Origin of the sequence: Pseudomonas sp. LJDD11 (assembly GCF_024584215.1) — a bacterium.
Lineage (GTDB): Bacteria > Pseudomonadota > Gammaproteobacteria > Pseudomonadales > Pseudomonadaceae > Aquipseudomonas.
Window position 1 is genome coordinate 43498 of sequence record NZ_JANJFL010000028.1, and the last position, 16162, is coordinate 59659.

Genomic DNA, 16162 nt, shown 5'->3' on the forward strand with positions numbered 1-16162 from the left:
CGGTTGACCTGCACCACCTCCCACAGCTCGAAAGCCTCTTCCAGGTCTATGGTTGTTTTGAGTTCGGTGCGGGTCGCAAATCCCGCGCTGACGATGGCGGCAAAGAATCCATCAGCGTTTGGATAATCAATGGCAGGTGCTTCTTGACGAGCCCTTCCAAGAAACCGGAGGGGCCGCCGTTGCCGAAAAAACTGGTGTTGTGCTCCAGCATGGCGAACTCCAGGCGCAGCAAGGCTTCGCCATCCGGCACATGGTTATCGATCAGCGCTTTGGTGGTCAGGCGCAACAGGCCGCTTTCCATCGGCACCGCGACATAGGACATCAGCAGGCGCATTGCCTCGACGCTGGCGTTGTATTCGCCCAGCTTGGGGATGTTGCTGACCGGGTACTTGGCGAGGATCTCGCGGCTGTCCAGCGCCGGCAGCCGGGAAATGACAAAGGTGTGCAGGTTGCCATCGATATCCTTGATGGCGACCTCTTTGGGTTTGATCAAATCAGCCATAGAGCCTCCTTATTCGGCTGTCGGCCGGGTGGAACTGAGGTCCTGGAAGGCAAAGGCATAAGCCTTGGATTTCTTGCGGCCGGCACTGGCGACCGAGTTGCCAGGGTTGCCGCTGAGGATCTTGCCGTTGGAAACCGTCAGGGTGGAGCCGTCCGGGTAGCTGGCAACGATCTTGACCACATCACCGGCCACCTTCTTGCCCTTCGCCGCCCGATTAGCCTCGAACAGGATCTGCAGGTTGTTATCCGCTTCGCTGCCAGGAATCACGTTGAGGGTCGGCAAGATCGGCTGCGGCGAACTGAACACCACCAGGTCGCCATTGACGTTCATGGCAGCGGTTGCCGCCACTACGGTGGGCAGGTCGAAAGGGTCGGCATCGTCGGCAAACTCGGTGACCGGGAAGCCATTGGGAAAGGTCTTGTGAGCAATGATGGTGAGCGACAGACCCGTCGCGGAAATGTCGTACATTTCATGACCTCAAAAAAAGCCCGGCAATGCCGGGCTGGTTGAATACTGAGTTAAATAAGGACTTACAGGACTAGGCCGTCAGTGCGGCACCGACGAATATCAGCACAAGTCCCGCAGTAAAATAAAAGAAGCCGTGAATGTTCAGTCCTGATACACGATTGATAAGCCGCTTGATAATAGGTAAAAACAGCAGCCCACCCCACATGACCAGACTTCCGCCCCACAGGTGCTTACTGCTTAAACCCAAACCTGTCAGAGAGAAAAATACTCCTGCTGCCCAACTGATGATCGAGCGAACTGTGGATACAACTTCCACCAGACGTTTTCTATGCCAGGCGGCATCAAAGAGAATTTCGCTCTCCGCTGGTTGCGTTCGAGAGTTCATCATCGTGGTAGTGGACAGCCCTGTACCGGGCACTCCCGCTGTGACCCGAGTTCCCCGTCGACTGATGTTAGCTGTTAATCCTCGACCACCAACGGACAAACTGGCGCCCTTCTTTCCCAGATTGAGCTTTACTCCGGGAATAATCTTGATCGACTTTCTGAATCGCAATGCCATTAAGTTCCTCCTTAAACGAGAAACGGAAGCTAAAACGGGCAAGCAACTTTGTATGTCAGAATCTTCTAATTACTCAGTAGGACGTTTCAGAAGATTGGAATATCCAAGGGTTAGATCAAATTGTGCGACCCTTCAATTTTGCGCACCACATCGTTCTTGCTATAGGCGACCGCGTATTGCGCCACGTACTCGGTCACGCCGCTCTCGCCGCTGCGCGGGACAATCCGCACATCAGCCCAGAAGCCATTGATCTGTACGTCGCGCCAGGCGTCAGGGTCGCCGGCCAGTTGGGTGATCGCCACCTGCTGGGTGGCGTCCAGGTCCTTGCCGACGATGATGGTACCGTTGAAGCGCGCCAGGTTCACCGCCTCGATCACCTGCCCCAGCACCATGCCGCGCCCGTCGTTGTTGGCCGGGATCTTGCCGACCGACAGTTGCAGGCTGAGCAGCCTGGCGGTCAGAAATGCCTTGAACCACTGCTCATTGGCGTGGACGTTCATGTCCAGCGGCGCCGTGGCGTCACCCAGCAGATAGCCGCGTTGGAAGAACGCGATTTTCTGCCCGGCGTTGGCGGTTTCGCCGTAGTAGTTCACCCGTAGCCCGTCCAGCAGGTTGGCCAGTTGGTTGCTGCTGACCTCCGGCGTCATGCCGGGTACCTGCCGGTACATGTAGTTCACCGTCGCGTTGCGGCGCTGGTAATTGGTCGCGGCCATGATCGCGGCCGGAATGGCTTCCTTGTACTGACTGGCAATGCCGCTGAGGATCAAGCCCGTGGACGGGAAGCTGCGCAACGCGGCATACCAAGCCTCGGCATTGGTCTCGTCGACCGCTACCAGCAGCATGTATTTCACGTTCAAGGCGGCGACGTACTGCGCCAAAGGCACCGCCTGATCAATGCTCAGCTCGGGAAAGCTCAGTGAACCGAACGAGTCGGTAATGCCCTCCACGGCCTGCAAGGCTTCCAGCGGGGTCTGTCCAAGACTGCCTGGCGACCTGATGGTCAAGGCTTTGCCCCAGCCCAGTAGCTGCGCCAACTCGTCCTTGGCATCGATACCGACCACTGCCTGCTCAGCCACACCGCCGATCAAGGTGAAGATGGCCGCAACAGCATCATAGGTCACCGTCGCGTCAGCCCACTGCTTTCCTCCGGCCGCGTGTGCACGGACAGCGCCCTGTACCGCCGAGGCAATCTCGGCAAAGGTCTTGGCGGCTGACAGATCAATCCCGCCCAGAGTCGCAACCGTCCCGCCCAGCGTGAGGTGCAAAGAGCCGTCTTTGACGCGGTTGAAAGCCGTCACCGTGTTGCCCGTTTTCACCCCGTAGATCCGTGGTGGCCGGGCCACATCGGCATAAGCGGCAAAGCGAATCTTTTGCGCCTGGCTGGCCGGCGCCGGGCTGATATAGCCAAAGTACTGATTGGCAAAGGTCGCCTCTGGGCTGTCTGCACCAAAGTAGGCATCGGCATCGCCTTTGCCCATGCTGATCACCGCGTCGAGTGGCACTCGCGGGTCGCTGGTAAAACGCAGGCCCACCAGCTCGCGCTGGGCGACCGATTGACCGCCGGCCACGCCGGAGGTGATCTGGATGTAACGATCAATGGAAATGGTCATGGTGACCTCATACCCGAGTGAATGCGTGCTCAAACGCCTCTATCGAAGGCGCTCTCTGTGTCAGGGTTCGTTTGTGCGTCAGGGTGATGTCGAACGACGGCGTGGCCTCGTTGCGGCCTTGGTCGTTCTCGATGAACAGGGTGCGAATGGCCGTGACCCGCTCAACCCCTGCCCCGCCTCGTCGCAGCGCGGTAATGGCCGACGCCGAAACCAGCAGCATGGCGGCCAGCCCGGTGATGTCCTGAGCGGTCAGCACCGAGGCGTCCTGCAGGTTGGCTTCGGCAAATCCGGCAATCTGGAAGGTCGAACGCACGAGCTGGGTTTCGCTGTGGATCTGCTCGCCGCTGGCCGGGTCATAGCGATCCTTGCGGTATTGCCAGCCATACCCAGGTTCGGCCAGCGGGAAGAAGTACAAACCTTTGGGTTCACGCCCCTGCCCCGTGGGTTGGTAGCCGTTGATCACCGGCACATCATTGATGCCTTGGGCCAGCAGGCCGTCCAGCAGGGTCTTGCGCAACAGCGCCTTGAGCTGGTTTTCAGTCATGGCACCGGCCCTGTATCAACCACCAGCACACCCTGCCAACCGGCTTGCGCTATCCAGTCCAGGTCGTTGACCACTTCATGGCGGCGACCAGCAAAGTCCAGCAGGTCCGGTGACTCACCGCGTTCAGTCCCTTTGAGCGGCACCTTTCCATAGAACAGGCAGTAGCGGCGGGCCAGGTCCAGACCCAGCGCCTGATAACGAGTGCGGTCCACCGCTTGCAAGCTGCCTGATACTGGCTTTGGCGGCTCATAGAGGGTGATCCATTGCCCTTGGTCGTTCTGTCGACGGCCATTGGCCTGATGCCAAACCAGCTCTTGAGTGCCGATCACGCCCAAAGCCAGGCCAAGAATGTTCAGGTCGGCAATCATCGGTCCACCACATCGCTGTTGACTGACTGGATCAGCAGGCCGGTGTCGACCAGCGGTTTGGTCGACACACCTGACAGATTGTTGCGGTCGTCGGCCGCTCTGGGGCCGGTGAAACGGGCATCACGCGCCGCCTGCCCCACAGCACGACCACCGGGTGTGAAGTCCGGAGAGTTCCTGCGCTTGCGCAACAGCAAGGTGATCGGCGACAGCTCTGGCGAGGTGATGCGGCTGATGGTCAGGCGAACATCCCCCGCTGCCAACATGCCGAACTGCTGCAGCATCGCGGTGGCGTCGATCCGCCCATTGATCACCGCCTGCATGCCTTTCTTGAGGGTGTCTTGCCAGGTGCTGCGCTGCTCTTCAATGGTCGGGCGCATGAACGGCCGGGCGTGCTGCGGGTGGAACTCCTGGATGGTCGCCACATGAGCCACCGAAGTGCCGTCCGGGTATTTACTGTGCTCGAAGAAGCCGACGCGGGCCTGCTTGCTGGCAATCTCGGCCAAGGCCCGGCGCAGTGCCTCGCTGCCAGCCGTATTCGGGGTTACCGTCGCCATCGGCCACCTCCAGGAAACACACCGCCGACCGCACGAAACGCCGCCCGCTCTGAACGGCCACCGACGTATAAGCCACCCGCAATACAGGCCTTGAGCAGCGCCTGCAACTGCTGACCATGGCCGGTCAGGCTCAACCAGTAGCCCCACATATCACGGCTGGGTGGCGGCGCAAGACTGACCGAGACTTTATCCACGCCAGCCCCGGTGACCTGGCCCACCACCCCGCCCGCTTGTGCCTTCTGCTGCAACTCCAGCAAATGAGCCACCATCAGGCGCAACTGCTGCTCGGAACAGGCGCAGCCGTGGTCAGCCAGAAAGCCCCGGCCATCATCAGCCGCTGCCAACACCTGCTGGTCACCGAGATGAGCGAACTGCGGGAAGCGAAGACGAAACCCCTCAAGGCTGAACATCAGCGGGCCTGCTTGCGTTCGACCTTGCCAGTGGTCGGCGCTTCGCCTTCAGCAAAATCTTGATCAACCAACGGGGCCGAAGCATCGCGGCCCTGCATCGAGGCTGCCACTTGGTCAGGATCGGCCTTGGCTTGGGACACAGAGATATGGCCGTTCTGCTCATGCATGCGGAACACCGGATTACGGCGCAGCTCGGCCAACTGCTCGGCGGTAACCTCAGTGATCATGCCCAGCGGCGTGATGAAATGGTTATTGGCGACGTTGGCCTTGCCAGCGATGAAAATCGCCTGATCCTTCTGCGGCACGCCGCCGGCCAGTTCGGTATAGGTGGTGTAGCTTTGGTCGTTGCTCAGAGTGGAATAGACGTAGATAGGCATATGCATTGTCCCAAATGGAAAAATGACAGAAGTCGTTAAGGAGGTGTTTGAAACCGGAGGAGGTACAGCGAGGTCGTGCGACCTGTCCTGGAGAGGCTTGTAACAGGATGAAGCGAGATCAAAGACGGTTTAGGGATAGCCCAAACTACGTTGTGCAACCGTCTCGATGCCGGCGGCCGGCACTCGTTGAAAGGATACATCGGCAGTTGCCATCAGATTGGTCTGCCTCAGTATCATGGCCCAGCAGCGATCGGTCAGATGGGCCTAAGATTCCTTGGCCAATAGCTTGAGCAGTTTTTCATAGGCTCCAGGCATCTCCGCCTCTAGTTGGGCCAGCATGTCAGGTCGTTGGTTGAGCTTCATTTTCAAACCTTCGCCAATTGCTTTTTGAACTGCGTCGTTAAAGCTGAGCCCCTCAGATTCGGCAAACTCTTCGAGTCGCTTGGTTTCCTCGGCAGTAAGCATGAGGGTGATCTCACGACCGTCCTCGTCCTCGCTGTCACCTGCGAGATAGTCAACCTCGACATTTAAGGCTTTGGCGAGATTTAGCAAAGCAGCGAGTCGAGGCTTGCTTTTACCAGCCTCGTATCGAGAAACCTGTGACCACGTGATCCCTACAAGCTCACCAAGTTCGCGCTGTGTCAGGTTTTTCTTGGCTCTCGCCATAGCTAAGCGCTTGCCAAAAACAGTGCTCATGAATGCTCCAAAGGTGCGATAAACGCACCAAATGTACACGTTCAGACGCACACGCGCAAAAAGCGCACCAACAAATGTTTACAAACGCAACAAGCGTCTATAAAGTCCGAGAAGTGTTATACGCAAAGAATGCACGCGACTGAAAAGCCGCGCCGCACTAATGAAGAAGCCCTGGCATTGCGGGCCAGGGCTTCAGGGAACGAAATCCACTTGGAGGAAGAAATCGTCATGGACAAGCGTATCACGAACGTCATTCCGTTCAAATTTGAGGAAAAGGCCACACGCACAGTATTAATCAACAATAAGCCTTGGTTCGTCGCTGCCGACGTCTGCTCCATTCTCGGCTACTCGAACAGTCGCAAGGCCATTGTAGATAACTGTCGTGTATGTGGTGTCACCACTGGTGACATCACATCTGACGTCGCAAATCGTGGCGTTACATCCCGTGCCCGCCGTAGCCAAATCATGACGCTCATTGATGAAGGCAATCTCTACCGTCTCATCATCAAAAGCCGAAAGGAAGAAGCTCAACGCTTTGAAGTCTGGGTATGCGACGAGGTTCTACCATCGATTCGCAAACACGGCCGATACGAAGACACTGACAACCGCATGGCCACTCTGCTCGGCCAGACCATCGGCACTGATGGTTTCCATATGCTCGGTGCATTGATCAAAGGCAAGGTGTCGTCGCTACAGGTATCGGTACAGCGTCGGGCCAAAGCCAAGATCTGGTCACAGACCCATGCCGCCTTTGGCGTGCGCTCGGCAGCTGACATTCCTGCCGACCAGCTCGACGCAGCGCGCAACTTCATTGCTGCCTATGCGCTGGAAGGTGAATGGTTGCCCAAACCGGACCGCCTTGAAATCGAGGCCGGCCCCACTCGCCGCTATCTGGTGAGTTTCAACGATGCAGGTGAACGGCAGATCAAACCGGTGCCGCTTGACGCTTTCGTCATGACTCATCAGCAGTTCATCAAGGGCATGCTCACGCCGGGCGACATGATGGTGAGTACGGAAGAGCTGATCGAGGTTGCCATGGCTGCCCTCGGTCACCTCAAAGCGCGCTCTGGTTTTCAGTCAGGCGCCCTTCCCGGCATGTGACAGCAAGACCACTCACAGCCCGGTATAACGCCGCACCGCCCACGGCCGCTTGAAGGTCACCCCGGCCGTGGCGTTGCTGAAGTCTTCCACCTGGCCCTTGGCGCGCTTCTCGACACCGATCACCTGGAAGCGCGACGGTACGACCTGCGCCACCACCCGACCGTCATCGGTGCTGCTGTCCTGCACGGCGTCGGCCATCAGGTAAGCGCCGTTGGCACCGCCGTTCGCACCAGCCAGTTCGGGCACTTCGACGATGCGCATGCCGGGGTAGGTCTTGGTGATCCACTCCTGCACCGAGTTGCCGAAGTCCGAGGTCACGCCCAGGTATTCACCATGGCCCAGCGGGATGGACAAGGTCATGAGAGTCTTGTTGTTGATGTGGCCACCGCCCGACACCACCAGGTCAGCCACCATGCGGCGAATGTCGGCGGTCAGTTGCAGGTAGTTCTTGTCCGCCCATGCGGCAGAGGCTGGTGAGCCGCCGTTGGTGGGCAGGCTGATATAGGCCGGCAGCACCGGGTCATTCAGGTAACCGTAAGTGCGGGTCTCCGGCGCGTTGTAGCCGTAGAAGCCCACCCGGTTGCGCGAGATGTCCAGCGACTCAGTGGCCGCACTGCGCTTCTCGGCTTCGGCGTTGATATTGGCCTTGGCTGCGCGCAACGCTTCCAGAGTGGTAACCACAAAGCCCTGTTCGAAGCGCACCACGGTACGCCGCACATAGCCGCTTTTGTAGTTGGCCAGCGGAATGTTGGTGGTATCGCCATACAACGCAGCCTTGCCGGTCGCCTCCATGGTGCCCTGGATGACCTCTTCGTCTTCCCAGGCTCCGGCAGTCAGCACACCACACAGCTCGTCGATCATGCGCACCTGGGTTATCTGCTTGACCAGACCCGGCAGCCAGACTTGCAGGAACTGCGCGGGCGTACCGGCACCACCAATCGCCGGGCCGATCAGCGCCGAATCCATGGCCAGCCCATCCAGACCAATGCCGATCTGACTCAATTGAGCATAGTGCCGGGCGTGTTCGGGTTTGATCACCAACGGGCCGCGCCGCGCCAGCTCTCGCCCGCTGATGTAATTGCTTTCAGGGGTTCGCACGGGGCGCCTCCTTAATTGGTGAGTTTGACGAACGCCAGCGACGGCGTGTCGTTCGAAGCGTTGCAGCGGTCGACCATGCAGTTGGGCACTCGCGCCCGACCGGCACCGGGATCGGTCGGGTCTGCCGTCCAGTCCAGCTCGCCAGTGGCCAGGTCGTACACAACGGCCACACCGATGGTTGCGCCTGGGCTGCTCAAGGCCACGGTGACAAAGCCCATTTCCGCGAACTCGGCCTGGGCGCCGTTGGGCAGCGTCATGCTGTCGGCCAGGGTGTCGCCCGGTACGCCGCACAGCACATGGGTTTTCGGCAGGATGAGGATGCCGCCAAACGCGCCGTCGCCACCGGCTTGCAGGGTCTGCCGCCCGGTGTCGGCGTAGGTGAAGGCACGCCCGATGACGTTGTGCGCCGGATCAGCGCTGTCCAGTTGCCCGGCGCGAGCGCGAAACGGGCCGTCGTGGGAAATCTCGCCCACCACGCCGGAAATCAGATCGGCCTTCACCGAAGATGGAAATGCCATGTGCTTACTCCCAGCCAGCGAGCAGGTTCACGCCGGCATTGTCATGGGTGATGGTCGAGTGTTTGTGTGCCGGTACGCGGCCATGCAGCCAGGCATCCAGCGCAATGCGCTCGGTGCCCTTGCGCGCCGGGATGCCGAGCTTCTTCACCCCGTAGGCCGCCACCGCCTGGGTGGTCATGCGGCTGTGATCGAAGGTGCCGACAAACCCGGACAGCTTGCTGGCCAGAGCATCGCGTTCGGCAATGCTGGTGAGCAGCGCGGCATCCATGCCTCGGGCGCTCTTCTCTAGACGCCCCAAACGCTTGCTGATGCCGTCCAGCGCCTTGAGCACCGCCTTGTCGGCGGCTTTCAGCTCAGGGTCGTCATCCGTAGTCGGCTCATCGTCCTGAGCCAGGTCGTCGTCCAGTACTGGTTCGTCATCTGCCACCGGCTCGTCGTCGGCGGCCGGCTCATCGTCGAGTACAGGTTCGTCATCAGCTACAGGGCCTGTCGGTGCCAGGCCGACTTCAGCCAGCAAGGCATTGGCTTCAGCCTGGCTGGCCAGCAAAGGCTTGAGTTGTTCGAGCAGCGCCTTGATTTGCGCCAGGGTGCCCCCGTTATCCGGGTTGTCAGTTGCTACAGCCATGGGTAATAGCTCCGCTGAATCAATGGTGATGGTGAGGTGGTCTTGCACGGCGACGTCCGGGCCGGTGCGCCCTTCACTGACCAGTGCCAGGTGGTTGCCACGGATGTGGCGCTGAATGGCGTCGTAGGGCTGGCCCTCAAACACGCCGGGGGTGAAGTCGTAGCGGCAGCGGTAACCGGGCGACAACTCGATCTTGCCGGCCTCGATCAGCCCCTTGGCGGCTTCGGAAACGATCTTGATATTGCCCAGCAAGTACGGGGCTTCGAAGTAAACCTGCTCGCCGATCATGCCCTGCACACCCTTGCGCTCAGCCGGCAGGCCGCCGTCTTGCTCGGCGCCGAGAAAGTCGTGTTCATCGATGAAGGGCAACAGGCGAAACGACGCAATACACGCCGGGTCGGACAACTCTTCAGCAGGCCGGTAAACCTGATAGATACGCTCTGGCTCAGGTGCGCCGATCTCGCTGCCCAGATACGGGAACACTCCGACCTTGCTCAGCGGATTATCGCGGACCTCCAGCCAGCCGTTGAGGTCGGTGGTGCGTTTGGATGAGGGTGCAGGCATGGCATGCGCTCAAGAAAAAGCCCACCGAAGTGGGCTGGTTGAATCATTCGCCGAAGTTGATCACCGGCCGCAGGGTGCAGCGGCAATTGGGTAACTGCCCTGGCAAGCCTCGCTCGCCGGTGCGTTCGTCAATCACCGGCAGGTCGTCAAAGCTGAACACTTGGCCATGCAGCTCGACATGCAGCTTGCGCGGTTCGGCGCCACCACCGGAGTGAATCCATTCGAACTCGCGGATGCCGGTGGACTGCATGCGTGCCGAGTTCATTGCCGTGGTGACCTTGCGGGTCTGATCCTCGGCAATGAACCGGGCGCGGCGCTGGGTGATGCCTTCCTGTTGGCTCAAGGTTTCCATGACGTCCTGCAGGCCGTTGCCACCGGGCTGGATCGAACGCAACACCGCGCTCTCGATCCGGGCGTGAAACTCTGCCGGAATGGACTTGATCAGCGCCACGTTGCTGGCGGTGGCCGCTTGCATCTGGTCATACAGCGCGCCGGGCATCTTCGGAGTGGTAAGGGTGATGCCGCCAGACAGGTCACGCAGTGAGGTGTTCAGGCTGCTGGTGCTGGCTTTATCAATCTGGCCAAACAGGTTGTCGGTCAGGGTGCGCGCATTGCTGCTGAACAGCCGCTGGAACCGTGACTTGAGCCCTGTCAGCGCCCGCTTGGCCAAGGTGGCAGGCGAAGCATCCTGCGTGACCGGGCCAGCCGCCAAGGCGGATTTTAGCTCGGCCCGGTAAGCCTTGAGCATCTGGCCGATCAGCCGCTGTAGCGCCGCGTCATAACGGGCTGCCGGGGCTGCCGGATAGGCCAGCTTGCTGCCCTTGACCGTCGCCCTCTGCCGCTGCGCCACCCAGCGCTGACGCTTGCGGGTCAGTTTCGCCAGCATCGATCAGTTCCTCGCTCAGGCCGTAGTAATCGGAATCCTTGTCGGCCGCGACCCGGCGGCGGATATCCAGGCCGTCCACGGCACCGGCATCGAACAGGATCTTGTCGGTCTCGGCCTTGGTCTTGTTGATCGTCGCCCACACCTCGGCTTTGGGACTGTCCAGCGGCCGCCAGTCGACACTGGTCGGCGCCGGCTCAATACCCAGCCGTGGCGCAATATCGGAACGCATCACCAACGCGTGGTGACGCTCCAGCATTGAGGTCAGGTCGTTGGCCTGGATACTTTCCAGTTCCTCGCGATAGCTGGCTTCCTCATATTCACCCGTGGCGTTGAACCCCTTGGGCGTGGTGCCCAGCAGCTTGGTAGCCGGCACGTTGGCAATCGCCGCCACCAACTGGTACTGGCTCATGATCACCGCATCCAGATCAGCCAGGCTGGTGTCGCTCTGGGTCACCGTGTCATCCGGGCCGATGGTCCAGATGCCATAGTTGTCACGGTTCTCGATCACGCCTTGCAGCACCTGGGCGATCTTATCCGGGTTACTCAATGCCGCATCCGGAACCTTGAAGGTGGTCAGGCGCTTGGTCATGGCCAGTTGCGGCGCTTCGTTGGCCGTGCGTTCAGCGGCATACACCCGCTCGTAAATCCGCTGCGGCACGCTGATACCACCGTAGAGATAGGCCGGTTTGAGCATGTCGACCACCGGATGCGGCACGTAAATGGCCAGGTGCGAACGGTGGTAACGCTGGTTGCCGATCCGGTAGTAGGTCGGCTCGTAGAACATCAGATTGGCCGGATCAGCCAGCGCAGCGGCATCCAGCTCGGGCGTGATCCAATACGGATCAATTTGGCTGATGCCCTGATAACTGCCCGCCGTCACCCCGTCGAGGTTGAACGGTTTCTCGTAATACTCGGGGTCGGTGCTGCGCACCTTGAACAGCGCATGGCGCACGCCGAACACCCGGCCCATCCGAATGAACTCGCGCATCGAGGCGTTGATACCTCGGCGCTTGTCGATCTTCTTCAACAAGGCGATGGCTTCGGCATTGCTGCCGTTGATCTCGTAGCCATGGCGAATGGCGTCCCGGCCGGTCATGGCACAGGCCTTGTCCACCAGCCAGTGCTGGGCGATCAGGGCACAGGCACCAAAGCCGATAAACCCCTGCGCCGCATACCAGGCCAACTGTGCATCAGGCACGCTGGTCGCCGACATGCCCAGCTTCAGCGCCGAAGCACTGTCCATGGCCACACCGCTGGCGGTCGGCAAGGTAAAGGCCTGGGCCATGACCTGCTGCGATGATGGCCGTTGCACCAGCGGCCCCAGGTCAGTGGAAAACACTGTTGCGGGCGGCCGGGGCTCAGGTGGGCGGGCTTTGCGAGTGAAAGGCCACATGCGGCTCCCCTAACTGAAAATGCTGCGTCGGGCCTTCATGACCGGCTCCAGCGCATAACGGATGGCATCGATGTAGTGGTTGTGGGCATCAACGATGTCAGGCAGAACGTCGCCGGATAGCCGGTCGACCTTGTGGGTGTACTTCTTCATTTCGCTCTGGACCTCGGTGCAGCGCGTATGCACCACGATCTCGTCGTAGCTCTTCATGTGCGCTATACCGTCTTCCACGCTGCCCTTGCCCTTGTCACAGGCCACGATCAGCGGCAGGTGGGCGCGCTGGCCGTGGGGGTCGCGGCGTTTGAGGTAGCTGATGGATTCAGGCCGGGCGTTGTCGGCGCGCAGCGCATAGCGCTCGATGCCCGGAATCCCCTGCACCAGGTAGTCGGCAGTGTCGTCCAGCTCCAACCCGACCTTGCCCGCCTCATACTCGATGTGCAGGCGCCGGTTGTAGATCCAGCAGCGCACCCCGGCGGTGGGATCGTTGGCAAAGCCAAAGTCCAGGCCGTGATACGGGCCATCCCAATCGGCACCGGGCGTGAAGGTGTCCATGCGCCATTTGCCGAGGAAGATGGTGGCCTTGCTCTGCTTGAGGTAGGCGCCTTCCCAGATATGGCTGTAGGTCTCGGGGTCGAGGGTGCGTTGCTGGTGGTGGCGCTGCTCTTCAAGCACCGGGGTGAACCACGGGTTATCCGTGTAGTTCATCTCGACGATGGCAGTGCGCGGTGGTGTGTTCTGCCTGAAGCGCTGGTCCACCGGGCTGTTTTCCAGCCGGGGGTTCCAGATGACCCAGATCTCCGACTTCGGCGCACGAATGGTCGGTTCCAGCGCCTGCCAGGACGCCTCGGGAATGTCCTCGGCTTCCTCGACGATGCACAGATCGATCTGCGCCAGGGACTTGATCGAGCCTATGTTGTGGCGTAGCCCCTTGAACAGGAACTCGGTACCGTTGAAGCCGCGCAGGTAATCGACGCCAACGTCATACGCCGCCGCCAGCCACGGTTCAGAGGCGATGGCGTTCTTCAGCTCGGCGTGGAACGACTCCTTGATCGAATCCTGCAGCTCACGGGTACAGAGGATGCGCAGAGGTTCGATCACACCCCAGATGGCGGCCATCTTGGCAAAGTTGAACGACTTGCCCGACCCTCGCCCACCGTACGCCGCCCGGTAACGCATCGCGCCCCGTGGTGCGGCGAACACCGGCAGCAGCTTGGGCGGTAACTCAATGCGTGCCGTCGACATTCGGCACCACCAGTTCAATGCGCGTTGGCAGCGGCGTCATCGTCCCGTCTGTGCTGCTGTGATCCACCGACTGATGCGCCTTGCCATAACCCCGGTCGAGAATCTCTTTCGAAGCCGCGACCCGCGCTGCTGGCGGTGCCTCACCATCACGGAGAATCTCCACCAAAGCGGTGATGGCTTCCTCGCCGTAGCTCTGGGCGATCACCTTGATATCCGCCGTAACCTTGTTGCGCCCACCCTTCGGACGGCCAGCGCCTGGACGCTTTCCGCCAGCAGTCATTTTGAAATCCTTTGATATTTTTTCAAAAGCCGAAAATAGAAAACCCCGCACGGAGCGGGGCTATCGGCTGGACAGACCTCAAGGGATCGCGTCGATCTGACGCTTGATCTCGTCGTGAATCATTTTCGCTGTCCAGAGGGTCTGGGTGGTGTCGGTACCGGCCTGGAGCTTACCCGCGTCACCAGTACCAGGCGCTGCCGGGATGGTTGGCTTATTACTCAGGTCGGAGTAGCTCCCGGAGAAATTGGACGTGCCTGCACCGATGGCGGCGCGTGCAGCAGGCTGGTCGGCACTGGTGAGCACTTCCTTACCTGTCGCGGATGCGTCAGAGATATCGGCGGACGATATAGGTCCACTGCCGCCTCCACCGTCAGGCGTGCCTTTGACAATGGCCTGTACCAACTGGAAGCGCTTGTGAGTCTGGTCCAGTTGGATGCAAATTGGATTGCCGTAAGGTTGCCAGCCTTCCCTTACTCGGCTAGCCATCAGCGCATTGAGGCTGTCGGAACTATCCGCCAAAACCGTTTCATAGTGAGTGTAAGCCACTGAGTCCTCTCATGATTAACTGCATAAAAACCGTTCAAGACAGCAAAAAGTTCGCCGATAGAAAATGACCACCTCTAGCTGCAAGGAGCACCCAATGCTGGACCTTATTTACATCATCGAAGACAGAGTCGGCGCAGCCACCGCAGAACCCGCTAATGGGGACTACAGGCCAAACTTCACCATGCCTGGAAGAGATGCTTCCAAGATCGAGCTGACTCAGCCTAACGCAGGGAAGTCAGCCGTTGCTGCTGCCGCGGGAGCCGCCATACTGGCAATCACCCCGTTTTCATTGCCTATTGCGTTAGTGACCACTGCCGTGGGTGCTGCGCCCTCCATCATATCGATGTTCAGAAATGGCCAAGATGAAGAGCCTGAACAAATAGATGCTGCACAAGCAGAGCTGGCGGTTTACGTAAGCAAACACTCGCTGACGAAAGAGCACGCAAAACAACGAGGTTACCGGTTTCAGCCAGGTCATCCAGTCGTTGGAAAGGCGTACAGACGCCATCCGCTATCGGACCTCAATGCAGAGAGCGGAAACCTGTACATTCCAAGCGACAGTTATGACTCAATACTACTGGAGGAACGAGAATCGGAGTTGTTGAAGCTCTTGGTTGAACTCGGTGCCACCAAGATTACGATTACCAAGAAAACCGCTACTACTCAACGCAACGCCGTCCACGCCGGGATTGAGGTTCAAGCAGGTCCGGTTGGAGGCGGAGGGATCAGCGGCACTTCCAGCTCGCAAAGGGACGTGAATGCCTTGGACACTCGGGAGTTCTCACTGACAGGGAAGCCTTGGGACACTTCAAGCCATTTGGACAAAGAAAGGTTTTATTGGCTTGCTTATGAGCCGTCCTGGAAAGCTGTCGTATTTGCCAGAGAACAGGGCGGCTGTTTGACGGCTTCCTTGGAAATCAAAGAAACGACTTCCTTTTCCGCTGACAAAAGCATTGAAATGACTGTCAAGGCAAAACTGGCTGAGGTGAGCGGCAACGCCGGAGTCTCAAATTCCAGTAACGACGAAAAAGTTTATTTGGTCCGGGCCGACTTCTCTCCAGTCACCGTCAAAGCTTGATGGAAGCCCGAAGATGATTATTTGGGATCGTTCGGGAGACTCATCTGCGCGATCCGCTCCACCCAGCTCGCAACCTTACGCACACCGAAATAGCCAATCCAAACACCTGCCGCGAGAGCCAGGTTGTGAGGCAATTCGAGGTGCTCAAGCACAGGTATCAGCCCCAAGGTCATCAGCATGCACATTGGGGCTTCCAACAGCGCCTGGCAAAGCGTACCGCCACGGCGCATCACGCCCAGGAAGGCCATGACCAGAGTAATGAGTGCGGCATAGATGATCGGGGCATGGTCATGCAGCCAGGCGAGCACCAATGCCCAGGTCTGTGGTTTTTCAGGCATCAGGGACATTCCGCGTCCTCCCGTATGCGGGAGAGAAAATAAAAAAGCCCCGGCGGCTGCCGAGGCTTTGGTGACGTTGGTCTTGTATCAGGACCAGACTTCAGATTGAATGGCGCGCTTTTCCTGCATGGTCAAATCTCCCCAATACCGCCTGGGGTTGCCGCACATAAAACAGGAACAGGGCTTGCCGTGATGAGCGAATCGCCCGGCAGCAGCGGGATCGGTGCAGCGCCATTCGTGATCGCGAGTGCGCTGGATACGGTGATACTTGGCTTTCATGCGCCACTCATGGTGACGCCGTTCGGATCGTTCCATAGGGTTCTCCAATGGCTAGATCCGAAAAAGCCCCGGCAGCGTGAGCTGGCGAGGCTTTTAAAGGTCAATTCTCAACGTACGCAGGAATGACAG

At 59.5% G+C, this 16162-nt stretch carries 22 protein-coding genes; 3 read left to right on the plus strand and 19 right to left on the minus strand.

All coding sequences use genetic code 11. The features are described from left to right. Positions 1–46: 46 nt before the first annotated feature. The 10 genes from NRB16_RS24460 to NRB16_RS24505 all read right to left on the minus strand — a co-directional run bounded on the left by NRB16_RS24460 (position 47) and on the right by NRB16_RS24505 (position 6088). The gene (locus NRB16_RS24460; RefSeq protein WP_257107134.1) at positions 47–502 is read right to left on the minus strand and encodes a hypothetical protein; all 456 of its coding nucleotides are present in this window, start codon (positions 500–502) and stop codon (positions 47–49) included. A 9-nt stretch (positions 503–511) separates the two neighbouring features. After that, positions 512–970: a hypothetical protein gene (locus NRB16_RS24465; protein WP_253110982.1), complete on the minus strand. Its 459-nt coding sequence runs from the start codon at positions 968–970 to the stop codon at positions 512–514. A 70-nt stretch (positions 971–1040) separates the two neighbouring features. Continuing rightward, complete coding sequence (locus NRB16_RS24470) at positions 1041–1529, minus strand: DUF4236 domain-containing protein (RefSeq protein ID WP_257107135.1); 489 nt, start codon at positions 1527–1529, stop codon at positions 1041–1043. Between the two features lie 110 nt (positions 1530–1639). Beyond that, positions 1640–3139 (minus strand): DUF3383 domain-containing protein, encoded by a 1500-nt coding sequence (locus NRB16_RS24475; RefSeq protein WP_257107137.1) that lies wholly within the window; start codon positions 3137–3139, stop codon positions 1640–1642. A 7-nt stretch (positions 3140–3146) separates the two neighbouring features. Further along, complete coding sequence (locus NRB16_RS24480; RefSeq protein ID WP_257107138.1) at positions 3147–3683, minus strand: hypothetical protein; 537 nt, start codon at positions 3681–3683, stop codon at positions 3147–3149. Next, a complete protein-coding gene (locus NRB16_RS24485; protein ID WP_257107139.1) occupies positions 3680–4051 on the minus strand; it encodes a hypothetical protein in 372 nt (123 codons plus the stop codon). Before NRB16_RS24485 ends, NRB16_RS24480 begins: the two co-directional genes overlap by 4 nt. After that, a complete protein-coding gene (locus NRB16_RS24490) occupies positions 4048–4605 on the minus strand; it encodes a hypothetical protein (protein ID WP_257107140.1) in 558 nt (185 codons plus the stop codon). Before NRB16_RS24490 ends, NRB16_RS24485 begins: the two co-directional genes overlap by 4 nt. Next, positions 4593–5015, minus strand: a complete 423-nt coding sequence (locus NRB16_RS24495) for a DUF4054 domain-containing protein (protein ID WP_257107141.1) — start codon at positions 5013–5015, stop codon at positions 4593–4595. Before NRB16_RS24495 ends, NRB16_RS24490 begins: the two co-directional genes overlap by 13 nt. Beyond that, positions 5015–5392, minus strand: a complete 378-nt coding sequence (locus NRB16_RS24500; protein WP_257107142.1) for a hypothetical protein — start codon at positions 5390–5392, stop codon at positions 5015–5017. Before NRB16_RS24500 ends, NRB16_RS24495 begins: the two co-directional genes overlap by 1 nt. 264 nt (positions 5393–5656) lie before the next feature. Further along, on the minus strand, positions 5657–6088 hold the full coding sequence (locus NRB16_RS24505) for a helix-turn-helix domain-containing protein (RefSeq protein WP_257107143.1): 432 nt from the start codon (positions 6086–6088) through the stop codon (positions 5657–5659). Between the two features lie 228 nt (positions 6089–6316). Here NRB16_RS24505 and NRB16_RS24510 point away from each other — a divergent pair, with 228 nt between their 5' ends. After that, complete coding sequence (locus NRB16_RS24510; protein WP_257107144.1) at positions 6317–7189, plus strand: BRO family protein; 873 nt, start codon at positions 6317–6319, stop codon at positions 7187–7189. 12 nt (positions 7190–7201) lie between these two features. On the opposite strand, the gene NRB16_RS24515 is transcribed toward NRB16_RS24510, so the two are convergent. From NRB16_RS24515 to NRB16_RS24550, 8 genes are all read right to left on the minus strand, one after another. After that, positions 7202–8287 carry a DUF2184 domain-containing protein gene (locus NRB16_RS24515; protein ID WP_257107145.1) on the minus strand — a complete coding sequence of 362 codons (1086 nt, stop codon included), beginning with the start codon at positions 8285–8287 and terminating at the stop codon, positions 7202–7204. An 11-nt stretch (positions 8288–8298) separates the two neighbouring features. Then, a complete protein-coding gene (locus tag NRB16_RS24520; RefSeq protein WP_257107146.1) occupies positions 8299–8805 on the minus strand; it encodes a hypothetical protein in 507 nt (168 codons plus the stop codon). Positions 8806–8809: 4 nt separating this feature from the next. Beyond that, complete coding sequence (locus NRB16_RS24525; protein ID WP_257107147.1) at positions 8810–9994, minus strand: DUF2213 domain-containing protein; 1185 nt, start codon at positions 9992–9994, stop codon at positions 8810–8812. A gap of 43 nt (positions 9995–10037) precedes the next feature. Beyond that, positions 10038–10880 carry a phage minor head protein gene (locus NRB16_RS24530; protein WP_257107148.1) on the minus strand — a complete coding sequence of 281 codons (843 nt, stop codon included), beginning with the start codon at positions 10878–10880 and terminating at the stop codon, positions 10038–10040. After that, the gene (locus NRB16_RS24535) at positions 10771–12273 is read right to left on the minus strand and encodes a DUF1073 domain-containing protein (protein WP_253110945.1); all 1503 of its coding nucleotides are present in this window, start codon (positions 12271–12273) and stop codon (positions 10771–10773) included. Before NRB16_RS24535 ends, NRB16_RS24530 begins: the two co-directional genes overlap by 110 nt. A gap of 9 nt (positions 12274–12282) precedes the next feature. Next, positions 12283–13512, minus strand: coding sequence for a PBSX family phage terminase large subunit (locus NRB16_RS24540; RefSeq protein ID WP_257107149.1), 1230 nt, complete (start codon positions 13510–13512; stop codon positions 12283–12285). After that, positions 13493–13792 carry a hypothetical protein gene (locus tag NRB16_RS24545; RefSeq protein ID WP_253110941.1) on the minus strand — a complete coding sequence of 100 codons (300 nt, stop codon included), beginning with the start codon at positions 13790–13792 and terminating at the stop codon, positions 13493–13495. Before NRB16_RS24545 ends, NRB16_RS24540 begins: the two co-directional genes overlap by 20 nt. A gap of 78 nt (positions 13793–13870) precedes the next feature. Beyond that, complete coding sequence (locus NRB16_RS24550; RefSeq protein WP_257107150.1) at positions 13871–14338, minus strand: DUF1737 domain-containing protein; 468 nt, start codon at positions 14336–14338, stop codon at positions 13871–13873. Positions 14339–14432: 94 nt separating this feature from the next. Here NRB16_RS24550 and NRB16_RS24555 point away from each other — a divergent pair, with 94 nt between their 5' ends. Next, the gene (locus NRB16_RS24555; protein WP_257107151.1) at positions 14433–15416 is read left to right on the plus strand and encodes a hypothetical protein; all 984 of its coding nucleotides are present in this window, start codon (positions 14433–14435) and stop codon (positions 15414–15416) included. Positions 15417–15433: 17 nt separating this feature from the next. Here the strand turns inward: NRB16_RS24555 and NRB16_RS24560 are convergent, their stop codons facing one another. Beyond that, positions 15434–15763 (minus strand): phage holin, lambda family, encoded by a 330-nt coding sequence (locus tag NRB16_RS24560; RefSeq protein ID WP_257107152.1) that lies wholly within the window; start codon positions 15761–15763, stop codon positions 15434–15436. A gap of 183 nt (positions 15764–15946) precedes the next feature. Here NRB16_RS24560 and NRB16_RS24565 point away from each other — a divergent pair, with 183 nt between their 5' ends. After that, positions 15947–16159 (plus strand): hypothetical protein, encoded by a 213-nt coding sequence (locus tag NRB16_RS24565; protein ID WP_257107153.1) that lies wholly within the window; start codon positions 15947–15949, stop codon positions 16157–16159. Positions 16160–16162: the final 3 nt, after the last annotated feature.